This is a genomic window from Streptomyces sp. NPDC001373, from assembly GCF_042895815.1.
Lineage (GTDB): Bacteria > Actinomycetota > Actinomycetes > Streptomycetales > Streptomycetaceae > Streptomyces.
Genome location: NZ_JBIAWQ010000004.1, coordinates 94748 through 118743, shown reverse-complemented (window position 1 = coordinate 118743; position 23996 = coordinate 94748). Strand labels below are relative to the sequence as shown.

Annotated in this window: 24 protein-coding genes; 14 read left to right on the top strand and 10 right to left on the bottom strand. The window is 71.7% G+C overall.

Translation table 11 applies throughout. From position 1 onward, the window contains the following. Nucleotides 1-194: 194 nt before the first annotated feature. The 4 genes from opcA to tkt are packed head-to-tail and all read right to left on the bottom strand — an operon-like array spanning nt 195 to nt 6010. Entirely contained in the window at nt 195-1241 is a 1047-nt protein-coding gene (opcA, locus tag ACFY15_RS11515; protein ID WP_390685856.1) for a glucose-6-phosphate dehydrogenase assembly protein OpcA, read from the bottom strand. Continuing rightward, nucleotides 1238-2767: a glucose-6-phosphate dehydrogenase gene (gene zwf / locus ACFY15_RS11510; RefSeq protein WP_390685965.1), complete on the bottom strand. Its 1530-nt coding sequence runs from the start codon at nt 2765-2767 to the stop codon at nt 1238-1240. Before zwf ends, opcA begins: the two co-directional genes overlap by 4 nt. Before the next feature lie 2 nt (nt 2768-2769). Further along, complete coding sequence (gene tal / locus ACFY15_RS11505) at nt 2770-3888, bottom strand: transaldolase (RefSeq protein WP_390685857.1); 1119 nt, start codon at nt 3886-3888, stop codon at nt 2770-2772. A gap of 34 nt (nt 3889-3922) precedes the next feature. Then, nucleotides 3923-6010, bottom strand: coding sequence for a transketolase (gene tkt / locus ACFY15_RS11500; RefSeq protein WP_390685858.1), 2088 nt, complete (start codon nt 6008-6010; stop codon nt 3923-3925). A 320-nt stretch (nt 6011-6330) separates the two neighbouring features. Here tkt and ACFY15_RS11495 point away from each other — a divergent pair, with 320 nt between their 5' ends. The 3 genes from ACFY15_RS11495 (at nt 6331) to ACFY15_RS11485 (ending at nt 8923) form a co-directional block, all read left to right on the top strand. Then, nucleotides 6331-7272, top strand: a complete 942-nt coding sequence (locus tag ACFY15_RS11495; protein ID WP_390685859.1) for a heme o synthase — start codon at nt 6331-6333, stop codon at nt 7270-7272. Between the two features lie 15 nt (nt 7273-7287). Next, nucleotides 7288-7650, top strand: coding sequence for a hypothetical protein (locus tag ACFY15_RS11490; RefSeq protein ID WP_366451265.1), 363 nt, complete (start codon nt 7288-7290; stop codon nt 7648-7650). A 178-nt stretch (nt 7651-7828) separates the two neighbouring features. Further along, complete coding sequence (locus ACFY15_RS11485) at nt 7829-8923, top strand: amidohydrolase (protein WP_390685860.1); 1095 nt, start codon at nt 7829-7831, stop codon at nt 8921-8923. Nucleotides 8924-8956: 33 nt separating this feature from the next. Here the strand turns inward: ACFY15_RS11485 and ACFY15_RS11480 are convergent, their stop codons facing one another. The 4 genes from ACFY15_RS11480 to ACFY15_RS11465 form a co-directional block, all read right to left on the bottom strand. Continuing rightward, nucleotides 8957-9946, bottom strand: coding sequence for a heme A synthase (locus ACFY15_RS11480; RefSeq protein ID WP_390685861.1), 990 nt, complete (start codon nt 9944-9946; stop codon nt 8957-8959). A gap of 4 nt (nt 9947-9950) precedes the next feature. Continuing rightward, nucleotides 9951-11087: a hypothetical protein gene (locus tag ACFY15_RS11475; RefSeq protein ID WP_390685862.1), complete on the bottom strand. Its 1137-nt coding sequence runs from the start codon at nt 11085-11087 to the stop codon at nt 9951-9953. A 177-nt stretch (nt 11088-11264) separates the two neighbouring features. Beyond that, entirely contained in the window at nt 11265-12032 is a 768-nt protein-coding gene (locus ACFY15_RS11470) for an ABC transporter permease (RefSeq protein ID WP_390685863.1), read from the bottom strand. After that, on the bottom strand, nt 12029-12955 hold the full coding sequence (locus ACFY15_RS11465) for an ABC transporter ATP-binding protein (RefSeq protein WP_390685864.1): 927 nt from the start codon (nt 12953-12955) through the stop codon (nt 12029-12031). Before ACFY15_RS11465 ends, ACFY15_RS11470 begins: the two co-directional genes overlap by 4 nt. 227 nt (nt 12956-13182) lie before the next feature. On the opposite strand from ACFY15_RS11465, the gene ACFY15_RS11460 reads away from it, so the two are divergent. The 9 genes from ACFY15_RS11460 (at nt 13183) to ACFY15_RS11420 (ending at nt 21308) form a co-directional block, all read left to right on the top strand. Beyond that, a complete protein-coding gene (locus tag ACFY15_RS11460; RefSeq protein ID WP_390685865.1) occupies nt 13183-13920 on the top strand; it encodes a helix-turn-helix transcriptional regulator in 738 nt (245 codons plus the stop codon). Beyond that, nucleotides 13917-15332 carry a Fe-S cluster assembly protein SufB gene (sufB, locus tag ACFY15_RS11455; RefSeq protein ID WP_390685866.1) on the top strand — a complete coding sequence of 472 codons (1416 nt, stop codon included), beginning with the start codon at nt 13917-13919 and terminating at the stop codon, nt 15330-15332. The genes ACFY15_RS11460 and sufB overlap by 4 nt, the downstream gene beginning before the upstream one ends. Before the next feature lie 65 nt (nt 15333-15397). Further along, the gene (sufD, locus tag ACFY15_RS11450) at nt 15398-16612 is read left to right on the top strand and encodes a Fe-S cluster assembly protein SufD (protein ID WP_390685867.1); all 1215 of its coding nucleotides are present in this window, start codon (nt 15398-15400) and stop codon (nt 16610-16612) included. Continuing rightward, the gene (locus tag ACFY15_RS11445) at nt 16612-16929 is read left to right on the top strand and encodes a bifunctional 3-phenylpropionate/cinnamic acid dioxygenase ferredoxin subunit (RefSeq protein WP_390685868.1); all 318 of its coding nucleotides are present in this window, start codon (nt 16612-16614) and stop codon (nt 16927-16929) included. Before sufD ends, ACFY15_RS11445 begins: the two co-directional genes overlap by 1 nt. 7 nt (nt 16930-16936) lie before the next feature. Next, nucleotides 16937-17701 carry a Fe-S cluster assembly ATPase SufC gene (sufC, locus tag ACFY15_RS11440; protein WP_390685869.1) on the top strand — a complete coding sequence of 255 codons (765 nt, stop codon included), beginning with the start codon at nt 16937-16939 and terminating at the stop codon, nt 17699-17701. Next, nucleotides 17698-18954, top strand: a complete 1257-nt coding sequence (locus ACFY15_RS11435) for a cysteine desulfurase (protein ID WP_390685870.1) — start codon at nt 17698-17700, stop codon at nt 18952-18954. The genes sufC and ACFY15_RS11435 overlap by 4 nt, the downstream gene beginning before the upstream one ends. A gap of 26 nt (nt 18955-18980) precedes the next feature. Continuing rightward, a complete protein-coding gene (sufU, locus tag ACFY15_RS11430; protein ID WP_042820170.1) occupies nt 18981-19442 on the top strand; it encodes a Fe-S cluster assembly sulfur transfer protein SufU in 462 nt (153 codons plus the stop codon). After that, nucleotides 19439-19783, top strand: a complete 345-nt coding sequence (locus tag ACFY15_RS11425) for a metal-sulfur cluster assembly factor (RefSeq protein WP_007263433.1) — start codon at nt 19439-19441, stop codon at nt 19781-19783. Before sufU ends, ACFY15_RS11425 begins: the two co-directional genes overlap by 4 nt. 217 nt (nt 19784-20000) lie before the next feature. Next, complete coding sequence (locus ACFY15_RS11420; RefSeq protein WP_390685966.1) at nt 20001-21308, top strand: DUF3616 domain-containing protein; 1308 nt, start codon at nt 20001-20003, stop codon at nt 21306-21308. Here ACFY15_RS11420 and ACFY15_RS11415 read toward each other — a convergent pair. Next, the gene (locus ACFY15_RS11415) at nt 21295-22137 is read right to left on the bottom strand and encodes a hypothetical protein (RefSeq protein WP_390685871.1); all 843 of its coding nucleotides are present in this window, start codon (nt 22135-22137) and stop codon (nt 21295-21297) included. The two genes, ACFY15_RS11420 and ACFY15_RS11415, sit on opposite strands and share 14 nt — an antisense overlap. 107 nt (nt 22138-22244) lie before the next feature. Between ACFY15_RS11415 and ACFY15_RS11410 the strand changes: the two genes are divergently transcribed. Together ACFY15_RS11410 and ACFY15_RS11405 are read left to right on the top strand one after the other, a co-directional pair. Further along, nucleotides 22245-22568 (top strand): DMT family transporter, encoded by a 324-nt coding sequence (locus ACFY15_RS11410; RefSeq protein ID WP_390685872.1) that lies wholly within the window; start codon nt 22245-22247, stop codon nt 22566-22568. Continuing rightward, the gene (locus ACFY15_RS11405; protein ID WP_390685873.1) at nt 22568-23107 is read left to right on the top strand and encodes a TetR/AcrR family transcriptional regulator; all 540 of its coding nucleotides are present in this window, start codon (nt 22568-22570) and stop codon (nt 23105-23107) included. Before ACFY15_RS11410 ends, ACFY15_RS11405 begins: the two co-directional genes overlap by 1 nt. A 4-nt stretch (nt 23108-23111) precedes the next feature. Here the strand turns inward: ACFY15_RS11405 and ACFY15_RS11400 are convergent, their stop codons facing one another. After that, entirely contained in the window at nt 23112-23987 is an 876-nt protein-coding gene (locus ACFY15_RS11400) for a winged helix-turn-helix transcriptional regulator (protein ID WP_390685874.1), read from the bottom strand. Nucleotides 23988-23996 lie beyond the last annotated feature (9 nt).

Sequence of the window (23996 nt, the reverse complement as noted above, 5' to 3'; positions counted from 1 at the left end):
CGGACCCCGTACGTGCGCTTCGCGCCCGTGCGCTCAGTCGCCGCGCCGCGAGGGCGCCCACATGTGACTGCGGGGCCGAGCCGAAATCCAGCCCCGCCGGCGTGTGAGGCGCGGGGTCCGGGGCGGAGCCCCAGGGAACGGGCGAAGGGCGGGGCGGGGGGATCTCCCCCTGCCCCGCCCCCCTGGCGGGCCGGCTACTTCGCCGACGCCCGCTTCGACGCGCGCGCCGGCTTGGCGGCCGGCTTCTCCGCCGGAGCCTCCGCGTCAGCGGCCTCGGCGGCCGGAGCCGCCTCGGCCGGCGCCGCCGGAGCGGTCGCCGCCAGGCGGGAGACGCCGAACTTCAGGGACGCCTCGTACGTGTTGTCCGGGTCCAGCCGGCGGAGTTCCTCCGCCAGCAGCTCGGCCGTGTCGCGGCGCTTCAGCGCCACCGCGCGGTCGGGCTGGCCCGGCATGCACAGCGTGGCCAGCGAGCCGTCCGCGCGGTCCAGGACGATCATGCCGTCCTTGGTCTCCATACGGACGGCGGTCAGCCCCGGCCCCCCTGACAGGGTCCGGTTGACCGGGACCCCGAGGCGGTCCGCCAGCCACATGGCCAGCAGCTCGCAGCTCGGGTTCTCGTCCTCGCCCTCGACGGTCGCCGAGAGGACCGGCGACAGCGTCACCTGGTCCAGCGCGGCGGCCAGCATCGAGCGCCACGGGGTGATCCGGGTCCAGGACAGGTCCGTGTCGCCCGGGGCGTACGCCTCCGCCCGGGCGCCGAGCGCGTCGATCGGGTGCTCGGAGGAGTACGTGTCCGTGATCCGGCGCTGCCCCAGCGCGCCCAGCGGGTCGCCCGCCAGGTCCGCCGGAGCGCCCTCCGGCCACCAGACCACCACGGGGGCGTCCGGCAGCAGCAGGGGCAGCACGACCGACTGGGCGTGGTCGACCAGTTCGCCGTGCAGGCGCAGCACGACGGTTTCGCCGGTGCCCGAGTCCGCCCCGACACGGATCTCCGCGTCGAGCCGGGCTTCGCGGCGGCTGCGCGGGGAGCGGCTGACCCGCTTGACCACGACGACGATCCGCGAAGGGTGTTCGTGGGAGGCGTCGTTCGCCGACTTGAGCGCGTCGTACGCGTTCTCCTCGTCGGTCACGATCACCAGCGTGAGGACCATGCCGATGGCCGGCGTGCCGATGTCCCGGCGCGCCTGCACCAACGCGGCGTTGATCTTGCTGGAGGTGGTCTCCGTGAGGTCGATCTTCATGGCCGGCGCCAGCTCCGTCCGTCTCGTGCGAGCATCTCGTCCGCCTCGACCGGCCCCCACGTGCCCGCCGCGTACTGCGCGGGCTTGCCGTGCTTGTCCCAGTACTCCTCGATCGGGTCGAGGATGTTCCAGGACAGCTCGACTTCCTGGTGACGCGGGAAGAGGTTCGCGTCACCGAGGAGGACGTCGAGGATGAGCCGCTCGTAGGCCTCGGGGCTGGACTCCGTGAAGGACTCGCCGTAGGCGAAGTCCATCGTGACGTCCCGGACCTCCATGGAGGTGCCCGGAACCTTGGAGCCGAAGCGGACCGTCACGCCCTCGTCCGGCTGGACCCGGATGACCAGGGCGTTCTGCCCCAGCTCCTCGGTCGCGCCCGACTCGAACGGCAGGTACGGCGCCCGCTTGAAGACCACCGCGATCTCGGTCACCCGGCGGCCCAGGCGCTTGCCCGTGCGCAGGTAGAACGGGACGCCCGCCCAGCGGCGGTTGTTGATCTCCAGGCGGATGGCCGCGTAGGTGTCGGTCTTGGAGTTCGGGTCGATCCCGTCCTCCTCCAGGTACCCCTTGACCTTCTCGCCGCCCTGCCAGGCCGCCGAGTACTGGCCGCGCACGGTGTGCTTGCCCAGGTCCTCGGGGATCTCGACGGCGCTGAGCACCTTCAGCTTCTCCGCCACCAGAGCCTTGGGGTGGAAGGAGCCGGGCTCCTCCATCGCCGTGAGCGCCAGCAGCTGGAGCAGGTGGTTCTGGATGACGTCGCGGGCGGCGCCGATGCCGTCGTAGTAGCCGGCCCGGCCGCCGATGCCGATGTCCTCCGCCATGGTGATCTGCACGTGGTCGACGTACGACCGGTTCCAGATCGGCTCGAACATGGTGTTGGCGAAGCGGAGCGCCAGGATGTTCTGGACGGTCTCCTTGCCGAGGTAGTGGTCGATCCGGAAGACCTCGTCCCGGGGGAAGACCTCGTGGACGACCTGGTTGAGCTCTTCCGCGCTCTTCAGGTCGTGGCCGAAGGGCTTCTCGATGACGGCACGCCGCCAGGAGCCCTCCTTCTGCGCCAGCCCGTGGTTCTTGAGCTGCTGGACCACCTTGGGGAAGAACTTCGGCGGGACCGAGAGGTAGAAGGCGAAGTTGCCGCCCGTGCCCTGGGCCTTGTCGAGTTCGTCGATCGTCTGCTTGAGCGTCTCGAAGGCCGCGTCGTCGTCGAACTCGCCCTGGACGAACCGGCAGCCCTGGACGAGCTGCTGCCAGACCTCCTCACGGAAGGGCGTGCGCGAGTGCTGCTTGACGGCCTCGTACACCTCCTGGGCGAAGTCCTCGTCCTGCCACTCGCGGCGGGCGAAACCGATCAGCGAGAAACCCGGGGGCAGCAGGCCCCGGTTCGCGAGGTCGTAGACGGCGGGCATGAGCTTCTTGCGCGACAGGTCACCCGTAACGCCGAAAATCACCAGTCCGGACGGCCCCGCGATGCGCGGGAGCCGCCGGTCCTGTGCGTCACGAAGCGGGTTCGCTCCGTTTACCGACAAAATACTCAGTCCTCCGCGGGGGCGAGGCGCTGCAGTTCCGCCTCGGTCGACTTCAGCAGGTCGTTCCACGACGCCTCGAACTTCTCGACGCCTTCGTCTTCGAGCAGCTGCACCACATCGTCGTACGAGATGCCCAGCTTCGCGACCGCGTCGAGCTCGGCACGCGCCTGCTCGTACGTGCCGCGGATGGTGTCGCCGGTGACCTCGCCGTGGTCGGCGGTGGCCTCCAGGGTCGCCTCGGGCATCGTGTTGACGGTGCCGGGGGCGACCAGGTCCACCACGTACAGGGTGTCCTTGTACGACGGGTCCTTGACGCCGGTGGAGGCCCACAGCGGGCGCTGCTTGTTGGCGTGCGCCCGGTCCAGGGCGGCCCAGCGGTCGGAGGAGAAGACCTCCTCGTAGGCCTCGTAGGCCAGACGGGCGTTGGCGAGGGCCGCCTTGCCCTTCAGGGCCTTGGCCTCGTCGGTGCCGATGGTGTCCAGGCGCTTGTCGATCTCGGTGTCCACGCGGGACACGAAGAAGGAGGCCACCGAGTGGATCTCGGAGAGGTCCAGGCCGGCGGCCTTCGCCTTCTCCAGGCCCGCCAGGTACGCGTCCATGACCTCGCGGTAGCGCTCCAGCGAGAAGATCAGCGTGACGTTGACGCTGATGCCCCGCCCGATGACCTCGGTGATTGCCGGCAGGCCGGCCTTGGTCGCCGGGATCTTGATGAGCGTGTTCGGGCGGTCCACCAGCCAGGCGAGCTGCTTGGCCTCGGCGACGGTCGCCGTGGTGTTGTGCGCCAGGCGCGGGTCGACCTCGATCGACACGCGGCCGTCCTGGCCCTCGGTGGAGTCGTAGAGGGGCCGCAGGATGTCGGCGGCGTCGCGGACGTCCGCCGTGGTGATCATGCGGATGGCCTCGTCGACCGTGACCTTGCGGGCGGCGAGGTCGGCGAGCTGCTGCCCGTAGCCGTCACCGCTGCTGATGGCCTTCTGGAAGATCGACGGGTTGGTGGTGACACCGACCACGTGCTGCTGGTCGATCAGTTCGGCGAGGTTGCCGGACGTGATGCGCTTGCGGGACAGGTCGTCCAGCCAGATCGCCACGCCCTCGTCGGAGAGGCGCTTGAGTGCGTCTGTCATCGGAATTGCATCTCCTACTGGTTTTTGTACCGGGTCAGCGCGCAGCGGCGGTGAGGGAGTCCTTCGCGGCTGCGGTCACGGCTTCGGCGGTGAGGCCGAACTCGCGGAACAGCACGGCGCCGTCCGCCGAGGCACCGAAGTGCTCCAGCGAGACGATCCGGCCCGCGTCCCCGACGTAACGGTGCCAGGTCAGGCCGATGCCCGCCTCGACCGCGACTCGCGCCTTGACGGAAGGCGGCAGGACGCTGTCCTTGTACTCCTGGGACTGCTCCTCGAACCACTCCACGGAGGGCATCGACACGACGCGGGCGGGCACGCCCTCGGCCTGGAGCGCCTCGCGCGCGGCGACGGCGAGCTGGACCTCGGAGCCGGTGCCGATCAGGACGACCTGGGCAGGACCGCCCTCGGCCTCGAACAGCACGTAGCCGCCCTTGGCCGCGTCCTCGTTGCGCTCGTAGGTGGGCACGCCCTGGCGGGTGAGGGCCAGGCCGTGCGGGGCGCCCTTGCCGAACACCTTGGTGTGGCGGCGCAGGATCTCGCGCCAGGCGATGGCGGTCTCGTTGGCGTCGGCCGGGCGGACCACGTTCAGGCCCGGGATGGCGCGCAGCGAGGCGACGTGCTCGACCGGCTGGTGGGTCGGGCCGTCCTCGCCGAGACCGATGGAGTCGTGCGTCCACACGTACGTCACCGGCAGGTGCATCAGGGAGGACAGGCGGACGGCGTTGCGCATGTAGTCGGAGAACACCAGGAAGGTGCCGCCGTAGATGCGGGTGTGGCCGTGCAGGGCGATGCCGTTCATGGCCGCGGCCATGGCGTGTTCGCGGATGCCGAAGTGGATGGTGCGGCCGTAGGGGTCGGCCTCCGGCAGCGGGTTGCCCACCGGCAGGAACGAGGAGTTCTTGTCGATGGTGGTGTTGTTGGAGCCGGCCAGGTCGGCCGAGCCGCCCCACAGCTCCGGGATGACCGCGCCGAGCGCCTCCAGGACCTTGCCGGAGGCGGCGCGGGTGGCGACGCCCTTGCCGGGCTCGAAGACGGGGATCTCGTCCTCCCAGCCCTCGGGCAGCTCGTTGGCCTCGATGCGGTCGAAGGCGGCGGCGCGCTCCGGGTTGGCGGTGCGCCAGGCGGAGAAGTCCTTCTCCCAGGCGGCGCGGGCGTCGCGGCCGCGGTCCAGCAGGCCGCGGGTGTGGGCGATGACCTCGTCGGAGACCTCGAAGGTCCGCTCCGGGTCGAAGCCGAGCACGCGCTTGGTGGCGGCGACCTCGTCGTCGCCGAGCGCCGAGCCGTGGGCGGCCTCGGTGTTCTGGGCGTGCGGGGCGGGCCAGGCGATGATCGAGCGGGCCGCGATGAAGGACGGGCGGCCGGTCTCGGCCTTGGCGGCCTGGAGGGCGGCGTACAGGGCCTTCGGGTCGAGGTCGCCGTTGGCCTGCTGCTCGACGCGCTGGACGTGCCAGCCGTACGCCTCGTAGCGCTTCATGGTGTCCTCGGAGACGGCCGTCTCCGTGTCACCCTCGATGGAGATGTGGTTGTCGTCCCACAGCAGCACCAGGTTGCCGAGCTTCTGGTGGCCGGCCAGCGCCGACGCCTCGTGGGAGATGCCCTCCTGGAGGCAGCCGTCGCCCGCGATCGCGTAGACCATGTGGTCGAAGGGGGAGGTGCCCGCGGCGGCCTCGGGGTCGAACAGGCCGCGCTCGTAGCGGGCGGCCATGGCCATGCCCACCGCGTTCGCGACGCCCTGCCCCAGCGGGCCGGTGGTGGTCTCGACGCCGGCGGTGTGGCCGTACTCCGGGTGGCCGGGGGTCTTGGAGCCCCAGGTGCGGAACGCCTTGAGGTCGTCCAGCTCCAGACCGAACCCGCCGAGGTAGAGCTGGGTGTAAAGGGTCAGGGACGAGTGCCCCGCGGAGAGCACGAAACGGTCACGGCCGACCCACTGGGGGTCGGCCGGGTCGTGCCGCATGACCTTCTGGAAAAGCGTGTACGCGGCGGGGGCCAGGCTCATCGCCGTACCGGGGTGTCCGTTCCCGACCTTCTGGACCGCGTCGGCGGCCAGGATGCGGGCGGTGTCGACGGCCCGCTGGTCCAGTTCGGTCCACTCGAGCTCTGGGGTGGTCGGCTTGGTGCTCACCGTTGGTCAGGGCTCCTCTCCACATGTTGTTTTCCCGGTGACGAACGGTGACACCGGGGAGATTCCGAGCCTACCCCCGCCAGCGCGTGCGGCTATTCGAGTGCAGGCAGTGCGTCGCCGTCCCGGCGTCCGCCGTTCACCTGCGATCCGCCGCCGATGATCTTGCCGTCGGTCCGATCGGCCCAACACGAGGCGACCCCCGCGCAGGGCGGGGCAAGAGCTACGTCTACAGTGGCGTGGTACGCGCAAGCCTTTACCGAGCCTTCATTTACCGGAGGCATCGCTTCGGAAGCTTGCTGGATTCTCTCTCAGGGGTGTGCGTGACGGCCGTCGAATCCCGTCCAGCGGGGGTGCTCGGGACGAGCCCCGGTCACCGGCCGTTCGGGGCCCGGGTCATGGCTTTCGTGGCTTTGACCAAGCCGCGGATCATCGAACTTCTGCTGATCACCACAGTGCCGGTGATGTTCCTCGCCGAACAGGGCGTGCCGTCGCTGTGGCTGGTGCTCGCCACCTGCTTCGGCGGCTACCTGTCGGCGGGCGGCGCCAACGCGCTCAACATGTACATCGACCGCGACATCGACGCCCTGATGGACCGGACGTCGCAACGGCCGCTGGTGACCGGCATGGTGAGCCCGCGCGAGTGCCTGGTCTTCGGCATCACGCTCGGGGTCGTCTCGACCCTGTTCTTCGGCCTGCTCGTCAACTGGCTGTCGGCCGCCCTCGCGCTCGGCGCGCTCCTCTTCTATGTGGTCGTCTACACGATGCTGCTGAAGCGGCGGACCGCGCAGAACATCGTCTGGGGCGGGATCGCCGGCTGCATGCCCGTGCTCATCGGCTGGTCGGCCGTGCGCAACGAGGTCTCCTGGGCCGCCGTCATCCTCTTCCTCGTCATCTTCTTCTGGACGCCGCCGCACTACTGGCCGCTGTCGATGAAGGTCAAGGACGACTACGCGCGGGTCGGCGTGCCGATGCTGCCGGTCGTGGCGGGCAACAAGGCCGTGGCGCGCCAGATCGTCCTCTACAGCTGGGTGATGGTCGCCGTCTCGCTGCTGCTCACCCCGCTGGGTTACACCGGCTGGTTCTACACCTCCGTCGCGCTGCTGGCGGGCGGCTGGTGGCTGTGGGAGGCGCACGCGCTGAGCGCGCGGGCCAAGGCCGGGATCACGGGCGCGAAGCTCAAGGAGATGCGGCTGTTCCACTGGTCGATCACCTATGTGTCGCTGCTCTTCGTGGCCGTGGCCGTGGATCCCTTCCTCCGTTGATTACTCGCCGGTAGCATGCCGTCCATGGCAGAGACCGCAGACACCGCACAGACCGCAGAGGCCGCGGACAAGAAGCACAGCCGCACGGCGGCGAAGCTGGCCCGGCAGATCGGCGCGTTCGCCAAGCAGCACGGCGGCGCCGAGGGCCAGCTCGCCTACATCGGCCAGGCCGGCACCCGGATCGTCCTCGTGGGCACCGACGGCGGCTGGGGCGACCTCGTCGCCCCCACGCACGCCGTGGCCCGGCAGGCCGCCGAGAAGGCCGGCCTGACCCTCCACGAGGACTTCGACGGGGAGTTCGCCGCACGGGTGAAGACGGGCCCGTACGAGTGGACCCGCATGGCCGGAATCCAGCTCGGCGGCCCGGCCAACCCCTGAGGGCCGACCGCGCCTCAGGGCCGTCGCGGCCGGGCCCACGGCTCCGGGCGGGCCCGAAAACCGCCCGTGCCGTCCCCGGTGGGTCCGCTCGGTCAACAGCGCTAGCGCCACCTCACACCCCGCTCACCCGTTAGGACGTGTGGAAGCCGCTTCCTCACGTCCGCAACGGGATGACCGGATGATCGAAACGCCGCCCCTGGTGGACCAGCACTGCCACGGAGTGCTCGGCACCGAGCTGGGGCTCGCCACCTTCGAGGCCCAGCTGGTCCACGCGGCGGGCCCGCCCGCCGCCGGCACCACCTTCTTCGACACCCAGACCGGCTTCGCCGTACGCCGCTGGTGCCCGCCCCTGCTGGGCCTGGAGCCGCACTGCGAGCCCGCCCGCTACCTGGCCCGGCGGCGCGAGCTCGGGGCCGCCGAGAGCGGGCGGCGGCTGCTGCGGGGCTCCGGAGTGGGCGCCTACCTCGTCGACACGGGAGCACCCGGCGACCACGCCGGACCCGAGGAACTGGCCGTCGCCGGGGATGCCGAGGCCTTCGAGGTGGTCCGCCTGGAACCGCTCGCCGAGCGGGCCGCCGACGCCTCCGGGACCGTCGCCGGCTTCCTCGCCGACCTCGCCGGATCCGTCCACCGCGCCGCCGCCGGGGCCGTGGCCTTCGGCTGCGGGCCCCACGCCGGCTACGCCGCCGCCCTCGCGGACGCTCCGCAGCCGCCCGGCCCCGGTGAGGTGCGCGGGGCGGCCGGGCGGTGGCTGGCCGCACGGGCCGGCGGCGGGGCGGTACGGGACCCCGTGCTCCTGCGGCACCTGGTGTGGAGCGCGCTGGCGTCCGGGCTGCCGCTCCAGCTGCACGCCGCCGCGGCGGAGCCGGAGCCGCTGGCCGGGTTCGTCCGGGCCACGGCGGGTCTGGGGGCCAAGCTCGTCCTGCTCGGCGGGTACCCGCACCACCGGCACACGGCGCGGCTCGCGGCCGTCCACCCGCACGTCCACGCCGACATCGGGCCGGTCCTGGCGCGGACGGGGGCCCGGGCCGCCGCCGTACTGGCCGAGCTGCTGGAGCTCGCGCCCTTCGGGAAACTGCTGTTCTCCAGCGGCGGCAGGGGCCTGCCCGAGCTGCACGCGGTCGGCGCCCTGGCGTTCCGCGAGGCGCTGGGCCGGGTGCTGGGCGGCTGGGTCGCGGACGGGGCCTGGTCCCGGCGGGACGCGGACCGGGTCGCGGGGATGCTCGCGGCGGGGAATGCCCGCCGCGTCTACCGGCTGGACGAGCGGGGCTGACCTTTTCGGGGCCGACCTCGACGGCGGCTGCGGTCAGACCGCCGACAGCTGGGCGGCGTCGGGATCGGGGGTCCCCAGCGGTTCGGCGGAGCGCTCCCGCAGGCTCAGGGCCAGGCGCAGCACGGAGATCCACACCAGGCAGGAGCCGAGCATGTGGGCGGCGACCAGGGCCTCGGGCAGCGAGGTGAAGAACTGCACGTAGCCGATGGCGCCCTGGGCGAGCAGCACGACCAGCAGGTCGCGGGCGCGGGCCCGGGTGTCGGCCGGGGCGTCGACCACCCGCAGCACCAGCCACATCGCCACGCCCAGCGCGCAGACCAGCCAGGCGGCGAGCGCGTGGACGTGGGCGGTGACCGCCCAGTCGAACGGCATCCGCTTGATCTCGCTCTTGTCGCCGGCGTGCGGCCCGGAGCCGGTCACGACGGTGCCCGCAGCGATCAGCACCAGGGTGGTGGCGATCAGCGCCCACGACAGCTTGCGCACCGGGCCCGGCACGCGCGGCCGGGGGGCGCCGTCACCCTCGCGGGTGCGCTGCCAGGTCACCGTGGTGACGGCGAGCAGGGTGGTGGCCAGCAGGAAGTGCCCGGCCACGCTGTACGGGTTCAGGCCTGTCAGCACGGTGATGCCGCCGAGGACGGCGTTGCCCATGACGAGGGCGAACTGGACCCAGCCGAGCCGCGTCAGCGAACGCCGCCACGGCTTGGCGGAGCGGGCCGTGAGGATCACGCCGCCGACGGCCGCGCAGAGCACGTACGTGAGCATCCGGTTGCCGAACTCGACGGCGCCGTGGAAGCCCTGGGCCTGGGTCACGATCAGGCTGTCGTCCGTGCACTTGGGCCAGGTGTCGCAGCCGAGGCCGGAACCGGTCAGCCGCACCGCGCCGCCGGTGACGACGATGACCACGCTCATGAGGACCGCGACTGACGCGGCACGCCGGACGATCCGGGATGACGGGGTCCAGCGGTCGGCGAGGTATGCGAATGGGTTCAACACGGCCCCTATCGTATGCGCCCCTTTGTGCAAACTTTCACGAGGGGGTGGGTGCGGGTGCGTCCGGCCCGACGACCAGGCGGAACCGCGCCCCGGCCGGGTCGCCCTCCTCGTGCCACCACAGCCGCACCCGCCACAGGGCGGAGTCCCCGGGGTACTGCGGGGACTCCATGAACCCCCGCACCACCTCCGCCCCGACGTCCTCGGCCGTCCGCTGCCGCACCTCCGCGGAGCCCTGCCAGGGGGCGGGCTGCACGGCCCACAGCCCGTCGGCGCCGCGCACCTCCACGCGCCACACCGCGCGCCAGGGGGTGACCTCCAGCATGGTCGCGACCTGCTCGGCGTCCAGCCCCAGCCGGGCGGCGACCGCCTCCTCGGACACGCCCTGGATCCGGGCGGCCACCACCGCCTGCGGCAGCAGCCGCTCGGGCAGCAGCCCGTCGGCGCGCAGGCCCGCCAGCGAGTCGAAGGACAGGTAGCGCAGCCGCAGCTCCAGCTGGCGGCCGATGTGGTCCAGGGCCTCCTCCGCCTCCTGGGCCTCCTCGGGTCCGGGGGAGGCGAGCAGCAGCCGGCGGAACCCGCTCTCGGCGTCCACCGCCCAGGCGACGGCGTCGGCGGCGAAGCCCAGCTCCGCGAGGCGGTCCCCGAGGAACACCTTGGCCTGCGCGAGCCCGCGCCGGTTGACCGGGTCGTCCTGGTCGAGCCCGGCCCACACCTCGACGGCGGCCCGGGTCACGTCGCGGGCGCGCTCGCCGGCGGCCCGTTCCATGGCGCCGGCGCCCTCCTCGGCCCCCTCGCCCAGCGGGTGCCGGGGCAGCCGGGCCCCGTCGCTCAGCGGCCAGGCCAGCCAGACCCCCTGGTTGATCAGGCCCCGCGCGTACCAGCGGGCGTACTCCGGCGCGTGTCCCGCGGCCTGCTGGGCATGGCGCAGGCCCTCCTCGATCGCGGACAGCGCCCCCGCCCGGTCCCCGGCGGCGAACCTGCGCGCGGCGAGGTCGCCGAGCCGCAGGCCCAGCCGGGCCGCGCACTCGGGGTCGGTCCGGGCGGGCTCGCGCAACGCCCCGATCAGCTCGCCGAGCAGCCGGTCGGCCTCGCCCGGCTCCGCCTGAGCGGCCCCCGACCGGATCCGTGCCCACTGCCCGTCCAGCCGCAGTGCGGCCTCTCGCTGCCCCATGTCCTTCGTCCCCCGGCGTCGCCGATCCGCTGTCCGTGGGAGGTGGTCGGCCTCCCGCCTGCCCAACGACCGGCGGCGGTGTTTGACTCCCGCCGGCCGGAAGGCCGCCCCGAGAGCCGCGTCACTCCGGGAGCCGTGCCGCTCCCGCAGGGACCCCGCGGCCCCGGGGCCCGGGCCCTACTCCCAGCGGAACCACTTCGCGGCCGCGCCCAGTCCCAGGACCGCCCAGACCGCCAGCACCGCCGCGTCGCCCCAGGGCAGCGCGGCCCCGTCGCGGAGCACCGCGCGCAGCCCGTCGGAGAGCGCCGAGACGGGCAGCAGCCCGAGTACGTCCTGAACCGCGCCGGGGAATTTCTCCAGCGGCACGATCACCCCGCCGCCGACCAGCAGCAGCAGGAACACCAGGTTCGCGGCGGCCAGCGTCACCTCGGCCTTGAGGGTGCCCGCCATCAGCAGCCCGAGCCCGGAGAAGGCGGCGGTGCCCAGCAGGACCAGCGCGGCGACGGACAGCGGGTTCCCGTGCGGGGACCAGCCCAGCGCGAGGGCGATCACCGTCAGCAGGGCGATCTGGAGCACCTCGGTGAACAGCACCGACAGGGTCTTGGCGGCCATCAGCGCCCACCGCGGCAGCGGGGAGGCCCCGAGCCGCTTGAGCACCCCGTACCGGCGGTCGAAGCCGGTGGCGATCGCCTGGCCGGTGAAGGCGGTGGACATCACGGCGAGCGCCAGGACGCCCGGCGCCAGGAAGTCCACCGACTTCCCCGCGCCGGTGTCCACGATGTCGACGACGGAGAACAGCGTCAGCAGCAGCGCCGGGATGATCACGGTCAGCAGCAGCTGCTCCCCGTTGCGCAGCAGCATCCGGGTCTCCAGCGCGGTCTGCGCCCAGATCATCCGGGTGACCGGCGCGGCCGCCGGCCGGGGGGTGAACGTACCCGCGCTCATGCGCGCAGCTCCTTGCCGGTCAGTTCGAGGAAGACGTCCTCGAGGGTGTGCCGTTCCACGGTGAGGCTGCTGGGCATCACCCCGTGCTGGGCGCACCAGGAGGTGACGGTGGCCAGCATCTGCGGGTCCACGTCACCGGTGACCCGGTAGGTGCCCGGCAGGAGCTCGGCGGCCTGGGTGCCGTCGGGCAGGGCCTTCAGCAGGGAGGCGAGGTCGAGGGAGGGCCGGCCGGAGAAACGCAGGGTGTTCTCGGCGCCGCCGCGGCACAGCTGCTCGGGGCTGCCGTGGGCGATGACCCGGCCGGCGTCCACGATGGCGACCTCGTCGGCGAGCTGCTCGGCCTCGTCCATGTGGTGGGTGGTGAGGACGACGGCGACCCCGTCGGTGCGCAGCTCGCGTACGAGGTCCCAGGTCGCGCGGCGGGCCTGCGGGTCCAGGCCGGCGGTGGGCTCGTCCAGGAAGACGAGCTCGGGACGGCCGACGACGGCCATGGCCAGGGAGAGGCGCTGCTGCTGGCCGCCGGAGAGGCGGCGGTAGGGGGTGCGGCCGCAGCCGCCGAGGCCGAGGCGCTCGACGAGGGTGTCGACGTCCAGCGGGTCGGCGTACAGCTTCGCCATGTGGCGCAGCATCTCGACGGCGCGGGCGCCGGAGTAGACCCCGCCGGACTGGAGCATCACGCCGATGCGCGGGCGCAGGGTCCGGGCCCCGGCCACCGGGTCGAGGCCCAGGACGCGGACGGTGCCGGCGTCGGGGCGGAGGTAGCCCTCGCAGGTCTCGACGGTGGTGGTCTTCCCGGCGCCGTTGGGCCCCAGGACCGCGGTGACCGCGGCACCGGGGACGGTGAGGTCCAGGCCGTCGACCGCCGTTTTCGATCCGTACCGTTTCACCAGTCCGCGGATCTCCACGGCGGGGTCGTTGCTCATGCGGGTGAGTCTACGGAGCGGCAGGGGCGCCCACGGGCGCCGGGGGAAGGTTCCCCCTCCTGTGAATCGTCGCTGGCCAGGGGCGGTGGAGCCCCGGCCGTTCGCTCACTCTCCGTCTATAGATTAGGTAACCCTTAGTGATGGACGACACCAGGAGTGGCGTCGGTCACGGGTTGTCGGGGCTCCGGTAATTACGCAACAATGGCGTTGTGAAATACGGCGAACGGATGAGCGAGGCCCCCCAGGGGGAGCTCGCGACCGGCGAGCGGTCGACCCGCAACCGGGTCGCGAGGTCCATCCTGGACCACGGCCCCTCCACCGTCGCCGACCTCGCGCAGCGTCTCGGCCTCACCCAGGCCGCCGTCCGCCGCCACCTCGACACGCTCGTCGCCGACGACGTGGTCGCGCCCCGCGAGCAGCGTGTGTACGGCGCACGCACCCGGGGCCGGCCGGCCAAGGTCTTCGCGCTCACCGACTGCGGACGCGACGCCTTCGACCAGTCCTACGACACGCTCGCCGCGGACGCCCTGCGCTGGATCGCGCAGTCCGTCGGCGGCGGGGCGAAGGGCGAGGCGGCCGTCGCCGCCTTCGCCCGGGCGAGGATGGCCTCGCAGGCGGAGACCTACCGGGAAGCCCTGGACGCGGCCGCACCCTCGGACCGCACCGAGGCCCTCGCGAAGGCGTTGACCGCGGACGGGTACGCTGCTACGGCGAAGAGCGCTCCCGGTCCGCACAGCGGTGAACAGCTCTGTCAGCACCACTGCCCGGTCGCACACGTCGCCGAGCAGTTCCCGCAGCTCTGCGAGGCGGAGACCGAGGTCTTCTCCCGCCTGCTCGGGACGCACGTGCAGCGCCTCGCCACGATCGCCCACGGCGACGGGGTGTGCACCACGTTCATCCCGCGAAGCGCGGCACAGCACGACCCATCAGCATCTGCAAGTACGGCCGGGAGGAACCCCGCATGACCACGGAGACTGCTCACCCTGAGCTCGAGGGTCTGGGCAACTACGAGTACGGCTGGGCCGACTCCGACGCGGCCGGCGCCGCCGCCAAGCGGGGTCTGTCCGAGGACGTCGTCCGCGACATCTCGGCGAAGAAGTCCGAGCCGGAGTGGATGCTGAACCTCCGCCTCAAGGGCCTCAGGCTGTTCGACAAGAAGCCCATGCCGAAGTGGGGCTCGGACCTCTCGGGCATCGACTTCGACAACATCAAGTACTTCGTGCGCTCCACCGAGAAGCAGGCCGAGTCCTGGGAGGACCTGCCGGAGGACATCAAGAACACGTACGACAAGCTCGGCATCCCGGAGGCGGAGAAGCAGCGCCTCGTCGCCGGTGTCGCGGCCCAGTACGAGTCCGAGGTCGTCTACCACCAGATCCGCGAGGACCTGGAGCAGCAGGGCGTCATCTTCCTGGACACGGACACCGCGCTCAAGGAGCACCCGGAGCTCTTCCAGGAGTACTTCGGCACGGTCATCCCGGTCGGCGACAACAAGTTCGCCTCGCTGAACACGGCCGTGTGGTCGGGCGGCTCCTTCATCTACGTCCCCAAGGGTGTCCACGTGGACATCCCGCTCCAGGCCTACTTCCGCATCAACACGGAGAACATGGGCCAGTTCGAGCGGACGCTGATCATCGTCGACGAGGACGCCTACGTCCACTACGTCGAGGGCTGCACCGCCCCGATCTACTCCTCGGACTCGCTGCACAGCGCCGTGGTCGAGATCATCGTGAAGAAGGGCGGCCGCTGCCGCTACACGACGATCCAGAACTGGTCGAACAACGTCTACAACCTGGTCACCAAGCGCGCCGTGGCGTACGAGGGCGCGACCATGGAGTGGATCGACGGCAACATCGGTTCCAAGGTCACCATGAAGTACCCGGCCGTCTACCTGATGGGCGAGCACGCCAAGGGCGAGACCCTGTCCATCGCCTTCGCGGGCGAGGGCCAGCACCAGGACGCCGGCTCCAAGATGGTCCACATGGCGCCGAACACCTCCTCGAACATCGTCTCCAAGTCGGTGGCGCGAGGCGGCGGCCGCACCTCCTACCGCGGCCTGGTCGAGATCGGCGAGGGCGCCTCGGGCTCCAAGTCCAACGTGCTGTGCGACGCGCTCCTGGTCGACACCATCTCCCGCTCGGACACCTACCCCTACGTCGACGTCCGCGAGGACGACGTGACGATGGGCCACGAGGCCACCGTCTCCAAGGTCTCCGACGACCAGCTCTTCTACCTCATGCAGCGCGGCCTCACCGAGTTCGAGGCCATGGCCATGATCGTGCGCGGCTTCGTCGAGCCGATCGCGAAGGAGCTGCCGATGGAGTACGCGCTGGAGCTGAACCGGCTGATCGAGCTGCAGATGGAGGGCTCGGTCGGTTAAGCACCGGCCGTCCCGTCCCCTCCGCAGCACATTCTTTGACGCAGGAAGAGAGCAGAACGACAGCCATGGCTGAGGCTCAGAACTCCCCCACTCTCGGCTCCGCTCGAGTGGGGGCACCCCCATCCGCGGGCTCCACGACCGCCGGCGCGATCGCGGTGGCCGCCGAGTCCACGGTCGCCACCCGGATGAGCGCGCCCCCGTCCTTCGACGTCGCCGACTTCCCGGTCCCGCACGGCCGCGAGGAGGAGTGGCGCTTCACCCCGCTCGCCCGCCTCAAGGGCCTGCACGACGGCACCGCGGTCGCCAACGGAACCATGAAGGCCCAGATCGACGCCCCCGAGGGCGTCACGGTCGAGTCCGTCGAGCGCGACGACGAGCGGATCGGCAGGGCCGGCACGCCCGTCGACCGGGTCGCCGCCCAGGCTTTCTCCTCGTTCGCCAAGGCCACGGTCGTCACCGTGCCCAAGGAGACCGTGCTCACCGAGCCCATCCGGGTCGCCCTGCACGGTGAGGGCGGCACGACCTTCGGGCACACCGTCTTCGACGTCAAGCCGTTCGCCGAGGCGATCATCGTGATCGATCACACCGGTGACGGCGTGCGCGCCGCCAACGTCGACATCCTCGTCGGCGACGGCGCCAAGGTGACCTTCGTGTCCGTCCAGGACTGGGACGACACCGCGGTCCACACCTCGCAGCACAACGCCCTGATCGGCCGCGACGCGAGCTTCAAGTCCGTCGTCGTGACCTTCGGCGGGGACCTCGTCCGCCTGCACCCGCGCGTCACCTACGCGGGTCCCGGCGGCGAGGCCGAGATGCTCGGCCTGTACTTCACGGACGCCGGCCAGCACCAGGAGCACCGCCTCCTGGTCACCCACGACGCCCCGCACTGCAAGTCCAACGTGGTCTACAAGGGCGCGCTCCAGGGCCAGGACGCCCACGCCGTCTGGATCGGCGACGTCCTCATCGAGAAGTCCGCCGAGGGCACCGACACCTACGAGATGAACCGCAACCTCGTCCTGACGGACGGCGCGCGCGTCGACTCGGTGCCGAACCTGGAGATCGAGACGGGCGAGATCGTCGGCGCCGGCCACGCCTCGGCCACCGGCCGCTTCGACGACGAGCAGCTCTTCTACCTCCAGGCCCGCGGCATCCCGGCCGACGAGGCCCGCCGCCTGGTCGTGCGCGGCTTCTTCGCCGAGCTCGTCCAGCAGATCGGTGTCGAGGACATCGAGGAGCGCCTCATCGCGAAGATCGAGGCCGAGCTGGCGGCGGCCGTCTGATGACGTACGTCAAGGCCTGCGTGCTGAGCGAGCTGGAGGAGAACACCCCCAAGCGGGTGGAACTCGACGGCACGCCGGTGTCCATCGTCTCCACCGAGGGGGAGGTGTTCGCGATCAACGACATCTGCTCGCACGCGAACGTCTCGCTCTCGGAGGGTGAGGTCGAGGACTGCATGATCGAGTGCTGGCTGCACGGGTCGGCCTTCGACCTGCGCACCGGCAAGCCCTCCGGTCTGCCCGCGACGCGCCCCGTCCCCGTTTACCCCGTAAAGATCGAAGGGGACGACGTGCTCGTCTCCCTCACCCAGGAGTCCTGAGGTACCCATGGCAACGCTTGAAATCCACGACCTGCACGTCTCCGTCGAGGCCGAGAACGGCGCCCGCGAGATCCTCAAGGGCGTCGACCTGACGGTCAAGCAGGGTGAGACGCACGCCATCATGGGCCCGAACGGCTCCGGCAAGTCCACCCTGGCGTACTCCCTCGCCGGTCACCCGAAGTACACCGTCACCGGTGGCTCCGTGACCCTCGACGGCGAGGACGTCCTGGAGATGTCCGTCGACGAGCGCGCCCGCGCCGGCGTCTTCCTCGCCATGCAGTACCCGGTCGAGGTCCCCGGCGTCTCGGTCTCCAACTTCCTGCGCACCTCCGCCACCGCCATCCGCGGCGAGGCCCCCAAGCTGCGCACCTGGGTGAAGGAGGTCAAGTCCGCCATGGAGCAGCTCCAGATGGACCCGGCCTTCGCCGAGCGCAACGTCAACGAGGGCTTCTCCGGCGGTGAGAAGAAGCGCCACGAGATCCTCCAGCTGGAGCTCCTCAAGCCGAAGATCGCGATCCTCGACGAGACGGACTCCGGCCTCGACGTCGACGCCCTGCGCATCGTCTCCGAGGGCGTCAACCGCGTCCGCGAGACCGGTGAGGTCGGCACCCTGCTGATCACCCACTACACGCGCATCCTGCGCTACATCAAGCCCGACTTCGTGCACGTGTTCGCGAACGGCCGCATCGCCGAGTCCGGCGGCGCCGAGCTCGCCGACCAGCTGGAGAACGAGGGCTACGACAAGTACGTGAAGGGTGGCGCGACCGCGTGACACAGCTGCCTGGCCTCCTCGACATCGAGGCGATCCGCAAGGACTTCCCCCTGCTGGATCGTGTGGTCCACGACGGGAAGAAGATCGTTTACCTGGACAACGCGGCGACCTCGCAGAAGCCGCGCCAGGTGCTCGACGCGCTGAACGCCTACTACGAGCGGCACAACGCCAACGTCCACCGCGGCGTGCACGTGCTCGCCGAGGAGGCCACGGCACTGTACGAGGGCGCCCGCGACAAGGTGGCCGCCTTCATCAACGCGCCGAGCCGCGACGAGGTCATCTTCACCAAGAACGCCTCGGAGTCGCTCAACCTGGTCGCGAACATGCTCGGCTGGGCCGACGAGCCCTACCGGGTCGACCGCGAGACCGAGATCGCCATCACGGAGATGGAGCACCACTCCAACATCGTGCCGTGGCAGCTGCTCGCCCAGCGCACGGGCGCGAAGCTGAAGTGGTTCGGCCTCACCGACGACGGCCGGCTCGACCTGTCCGCCATCGAAGAGGTCATCACGGAGAAGACGAAGATCGTCTCCTTCACGCTGGTCTCCAACATCCTGGGCACGGTCAACCCGGTCGAGGCGATCGTCCGGCGGGCGCAGGAGGTCGGCGCGCTGGTGCTGATCGACGCCTCACAGGCCGCTCCGCACATGCCGCTGGACGTGCAGGCGCTCGGCGCCGACTTCGTGGCCTTCACCGGCCACAAGATGTGCGGCCCGACCGGCATCGGCGTCCTGTGGGGCCGCCAGGAGCTCCTGGAGGACCTGCCCCCGTTCCTCGGCGGCGGCGAGATGATCGAGACCGTCTCGATGCACTCGTCGACGTACGCCCCCGCACCCCACAAGTTCGAGGCGGGCACGCCCCCGATCGCCCAGGCCGTCGGCCTCGGTGCGGCCGTGGACTACCTGACCGCGATCGGCATGGACAAGATCGCGGCGCACGAGCACGCGATCACCGAGTACGCGGTCAAGCGCCTCCAGGAGGTGCCCGACCTGCGGATCATCGGCCCCACCACGGCCGAGGACCGCGGCGCGGCGATCTCCTTCGTGCTCGGCGACATCCATCCGCACGACGTGGGCCAGGTCCTGGACGAGCAGGGCATCGCGGTACGCGTGGGACACCACTGCGCGCGTCCCGTCTGCCTGCGCTACGGAATTCCCGCGACCACGCGGGCGTCTTTCTACCTGTACTCCTCTCCGGCCGACGTCGACGCGCTGGTCGACGGGCTGGAGCACGTACGGAACTTCTTCGGCTGACCGAGGGCCACGAGGACGAGGACGCTGTGAAGCTGGATTCGATGTACCAGGAACTGATCCTGGACCACTACAAGCACCCGCACGGGCGTGGCCTGCGCGACGGTGACGCCGAGGTGCACCACGTCAACCCGACGTGCGGCGACGAGATCACGCTCCGCGTGAAGTACGACGGCGAGACGCTCACGGACGTCTCCTACGAGGGCCAGGGCTGCTCCATCAGCCAGGCCAGCGCGTCCGTGCTGAACGAGCTGCTGGTCGGCAAGGAGCTGTCCGAGGCGCAGAAGATCCAGGGCGTGTTCCTGGAGCTGATGCAGTCCAAGGGCAAGATCGAGCCGGACGAGGAGATGGAGGAGGTACTGGAGGACGCGGTGGCGTTCGCCGGTGTCTCCAAGTATCCGGCGCGTGTGAAGTGTGCTCTGCTGAGCTGGATGGCGTGGAAGGACGCGACCGCCCAGGTGCTGGGCGACGCGGAGAGGAAGACGGCATGACCGAGAACGCGACGCCCGAGGCGTCGATCAAGCCGGCCACCGAGGAGGAGGTCCGCGAGGCCCTCTACGACGTGGTCGACCCCGAGCTGGGCATCGACGTCGTCAACCTGGGCCTGATCTACGGGATCCACATCGACGACGCGAACATCGCCACCCTCGACATGACCCTGACCTCGGCGGCCTGCCCGCTGACGGACGTCATCGAGGACCAGGCGAAGTCGGCGACGGAGGGCATCGTCAACGAGCTCCGCATCAACTGGGTCTGGATGCCGCCGTGGGGTCCGGACAAGATCACGGACGACGGCCGTGAGCAGCTGCGCGCGCTCGGATTCAACGTCTGACCCACGCGGTCCATGGGAGGGCCCCCGGCACGTGCCGGGGGCCCTCCCTGTTCTTGCGGCGGACGACCGGTGTGCACCGGACGTTGGCCGGGGTGGCCGAATCTTCTCGACGGTCGTCACGGAGTGACGCCGTGAGGGAGAGGACGTCACCTTGAAGAAGCAGCTCGGAATCGCGAGTACCACGGGGATCGCCGCACTGGTCGTCGCCGCGACGGTCATGCCCGCGCACGCGGTCACCTACGGGACCCCGACCATCTCGCTGTCCGCCGGCTACCTGTCCGGATCCGTCAACGGCGTCGGCGACCAGACCGTCGACGTGACCGTCGGTCAGAGCGGCGCCGACGCCTCCGCGCTGACCGTCAGCGCCTCCGCCTCCAGCAGGGCCTCCGTGGCCGGCACCGGCGACGTCACGGTCACCGGCGCCGGGGCCGTGCGCCGGCTGGCCGTGACCGCGCACGGCCGCGGCTACACCAACCTGACGATCAAGGTCACCGGGCTCGGCGGCAAGACCGCCACCAGGACCCTCTCCTACGCCGCCTCCGCCGCGGTCCGGAACCCGGCCGACGCCCGCTACTTCAGCGGCGCCTCGGACTCCTCCGCGGCCGTGGACGTCGGCGGCGGCTACACCGTGGTCGCGGACGACGAGAACAACGTGCTGCGCCTGTACGACCGCTCCCGCTCCGACGCCCCCGTGCGCACCTGGGACTTCGGCTCCCAGCTCGGTGTCACCAAGGAGGTGGACATCGAGGGCGCCACCCGGATCGGCAACACGGTCTACTGGACCGGCTCGCTCGGCAACAACAAGGACGGCGCGTACAAGGCGCCGCGCAACACGGTGTTCACCACCACCGTCAGCGGCTCCGGCTCCGCCACGCAGCTCGCGTACGGGCGCTCGTACAGGCACCTGCGCGAGGACCTGGTCGCCTGGGACACGGCGAACGGGAACCGCTACGGCTTCGCGGCGGGCACGGCGGCGGGCCGGGCACCCAAGCAGATCGACGGGTTCAACGTGGAGGGCCTGGAGTTCGCCCCGGGCTCCACCACCACCGCCTACGTGGGCTTCCGCGCCCCGCTCGCCCCGGCGGTCCCGGGAGGCAGGGCGCTGCTGGTGCCGGTCACCAACTTCGACAAGGTGCTCTCCAACGGGTCCGCGGCCGCCTTCGGTACGCCGGTCGAGCTGGACCTCGGCGGCCTGTCGGTCCGCGACATCCGCAAGAACGCGCAGGACCAGTACCTGATCCTGGCCGGCTCCTGGGCGGCGGACGACAACTCCGACCCCTACGCCCTCTACCAGTGGGACGGCGTCGCGGGCCACGCCCCGGTCAAGCGGGCCGATCTGCCGACCACCGACCCCGGCGGCTGGGAGGCCATCGTGGAGGTCCCGGACCTGTCGGTGCCGGGCGCGCGGGTGCAGCTGATCACCGACAGCGGCTCCGCCGACCTCTATGGGGACGGCGTCGAGGCCAAGGACATCACGCACCCGGAGTTCAAGAAGTCCCGCGCGGCCTGGTTCACGCTTTCCTAGGGGCGCAGGCGTCCGTCGCGAGGGCCTCGGCGAGGTGCTCGCGACGGATGCGGCGGTCCACGTAGAGCAGGCCGGCCGGCAGCTGGGGGAACGCCGGGAGCAGGACCAGGGCCGACAGGGCCCCCGGCAGCCCGAACCACAGCAGCAGCGCGTACGCCGCCGCCCCGGTGAACACCACCGCCGGGGCGGTCGCGGCCAGGGTCCGCCACCACGCCCCGCGCACCAGGCGGGCCGAGCGCCGCAGGGCCGCCACCGGGCCGAGCCCCTCGTACCCGGCGGCGGTCGGCGCCAGGGCGGACAGCACCCCCAGCCAGAGGGCCACCGGGACGAGGGGGAGCACCGCCAGGGGCGGCACCCCCAGCGCGACCAGGGCCGCGAGCGGCCCGGCCGCCGCCAGCAGGGCCAGCAGCTGGGCGCCGAGAACCGCCGGGGTGCGGGGCAGGGCGGCCCGCAGCAGCCCCGGCGCGGTCACGGCGCGGCCCAGGACCGCCGGGCGCAGCAGGGCCGCGATCAGGGCGGTGGCCAGCGCGCAGGTGAACAGCAGGAACAGGCCCGCCGCCGGGAAGAGGGTCCAGACGAAGACCCGGCTGCCCGACCTCGGGCTGAGCGAGGCCAGGGTGGCCGCGCCGGCCGCCGCGGTGACCACGAGTGCGGCCGTCAGCTGGCCCAGCAGCAGGGCACCGCACAGCGGGCCGCCGTAGCGGCGCAGGGCGGCGAGGGCGCCGGCGAGGATGTCGGAGGTCCCCAGGGGGCGCAGCGGCACCACCCCGGGCCGGGGCCGGTGCGGGGGCAGCCGGCCGCCGCCGTGGGTCCCCTGCTGCATCGCCATGAGCGGCCCCCTGTCCCCTGAGTGGGGACACCGTAGCCCCGAAGCGCGCCGGTGTCCCGGGGTCTGCGTGTGTACATGTGTACGCATCGATGTGTACTGTCGTACGCATGCCCTACGTACTGCTTGCCATGGCCATAGCCGCCGAGGTCGCCGGCACCACCGCGATGAAGTACAGCGAGGGTTTCACCCGGCTGTGGCCCTCCCTGGGCACCCTGCTGGGCTACGTCATCGCCTTCACCCTGCTCGCCCAGACCCTCAAGTCGATGTCGGTCGGCACGGCGTACGCGATCTGGGCCGGGGTCGGCACCGCCGCCATCGCCGCCATCGGCATGGTGTTCATGGGCGAGGCCGCCACCGCCGCGAAGATCGCCGGGATCGCGCTGGTCATCGCCGGGGTGGTCCTGCTCAACCTGGGCGGGGCGGCCCACTGATGGCGGCCGCGGTGCGCCGGTACGACCCCGAGCGCCGGCAGCGGATCATCGACGCCGCGATCCGCGTGGTCGGGGCCAAGGGCATCGCAGGGCTGAGCCACCGCAGCGTCGCCGCGGAGGCCGACGTGCCGCTGGGCTCGACGACGTACCACTTCAAGACCCTCGACGACCTGCTGGTGGCGGCCCTGCGGCAGGCGAACGAGACCTGGGCCCCCGTGCTCGCGCTGCGTGAGGGCGAGGACCTCGCGGGGGCGCTGGCCCGGATGCTGGGGGAGGTCCTGGCCGCCGACCGGGGGCGGGCCGAGCTGGAGTACGAGCTCTACCTGGCGGCCCTGCGCCGCCCCGCGCTGCGGCCGGTCGCCGCCGAGTGGTGCGAGGCCGTCACCCGGGCCCTGGAGGGCCACACCGACCCCCTCACGGCGCGGGCGCTGGCGGCTGTCATGGACGGCATCGGCCTCCAGGTCCTGCTGACGGGCGCGGCGTACGAGGAGCCGTACACCCGCGAGGTCCTGCGCCGGGTGCTGCGGCCGGGGGGCTGACGGGTCACCCCGCCGCGCGGACCGCCGCCAGCGCCGCGGCCACGCCCGCCTCGATGTCCCGGACCGGGTAGAACACCTCGCGCACCGTGCGGTCCCGGTCCACCACCAGCGTCAGCCGTTTGATCCGGCTCACCCCCGCCGCGCGGAAGGTCGGCAGCCGCAGGGCCGTCACCAGCTCCAGGTCCGCGTCCGACAGGAGCGGGAAGCGCAGCCGCTCCTGCTCGGCGAACTCCCGCTGCTCGTCCGGCCGCTGGGTCGAGACGCCGTGGACGGTGGCGCCGGCCGCGGCGAACTCCGCGAGTTGGTCGCGGAAGGTGCAGGACTCCAGCGTGCAGCCCCTGGCGCCTGGGATCCCGCCCCAGCCGGGCGGGTAGGCGTCGGCCCGGGCGTACGCGCCGGGGAAGCAGTACAGGACGGTGAACGGGGTGTCCGCCACCGGGTCGCGGACCTCGCCGAAACGGTCCGGCAGCAGCAGCTCCGGCAGCCGGGTGCCGCGCAGCGCGTGAACCCGTGCGGCCTCCTTCGAGGACTCCTCCGTCGTGGCGGTCATCTCTCCCTCTCCCAGGACCCAGGTGTCACCCCAGTCCTGGAGGGCCACCAGGACCGGCAGCAGCCCCCGCCCGCGCGGGGTCAGCCGGTACTCGTGCCGCACCGGGCGCTCCTGGTACGGCTCGCGCGTCAGCACCCCGGCCTCGACCAGCAGCTTCAGCCGCTCGGCGAGCACCTTGCGGGACACCCCCAGCTCCCGCTGGAGCTCGTCGAAGCGGTACAGCCCGCGTGCGGTGTCGCGCACGATCAGCAGCGTCCACCAGTCGCCCACCACGTCGAGGGCCTGGGCGATGGAGCAGTCCGCGTCGCCGAGGTGCGTGCGCTGGGCCATGGGAACTCC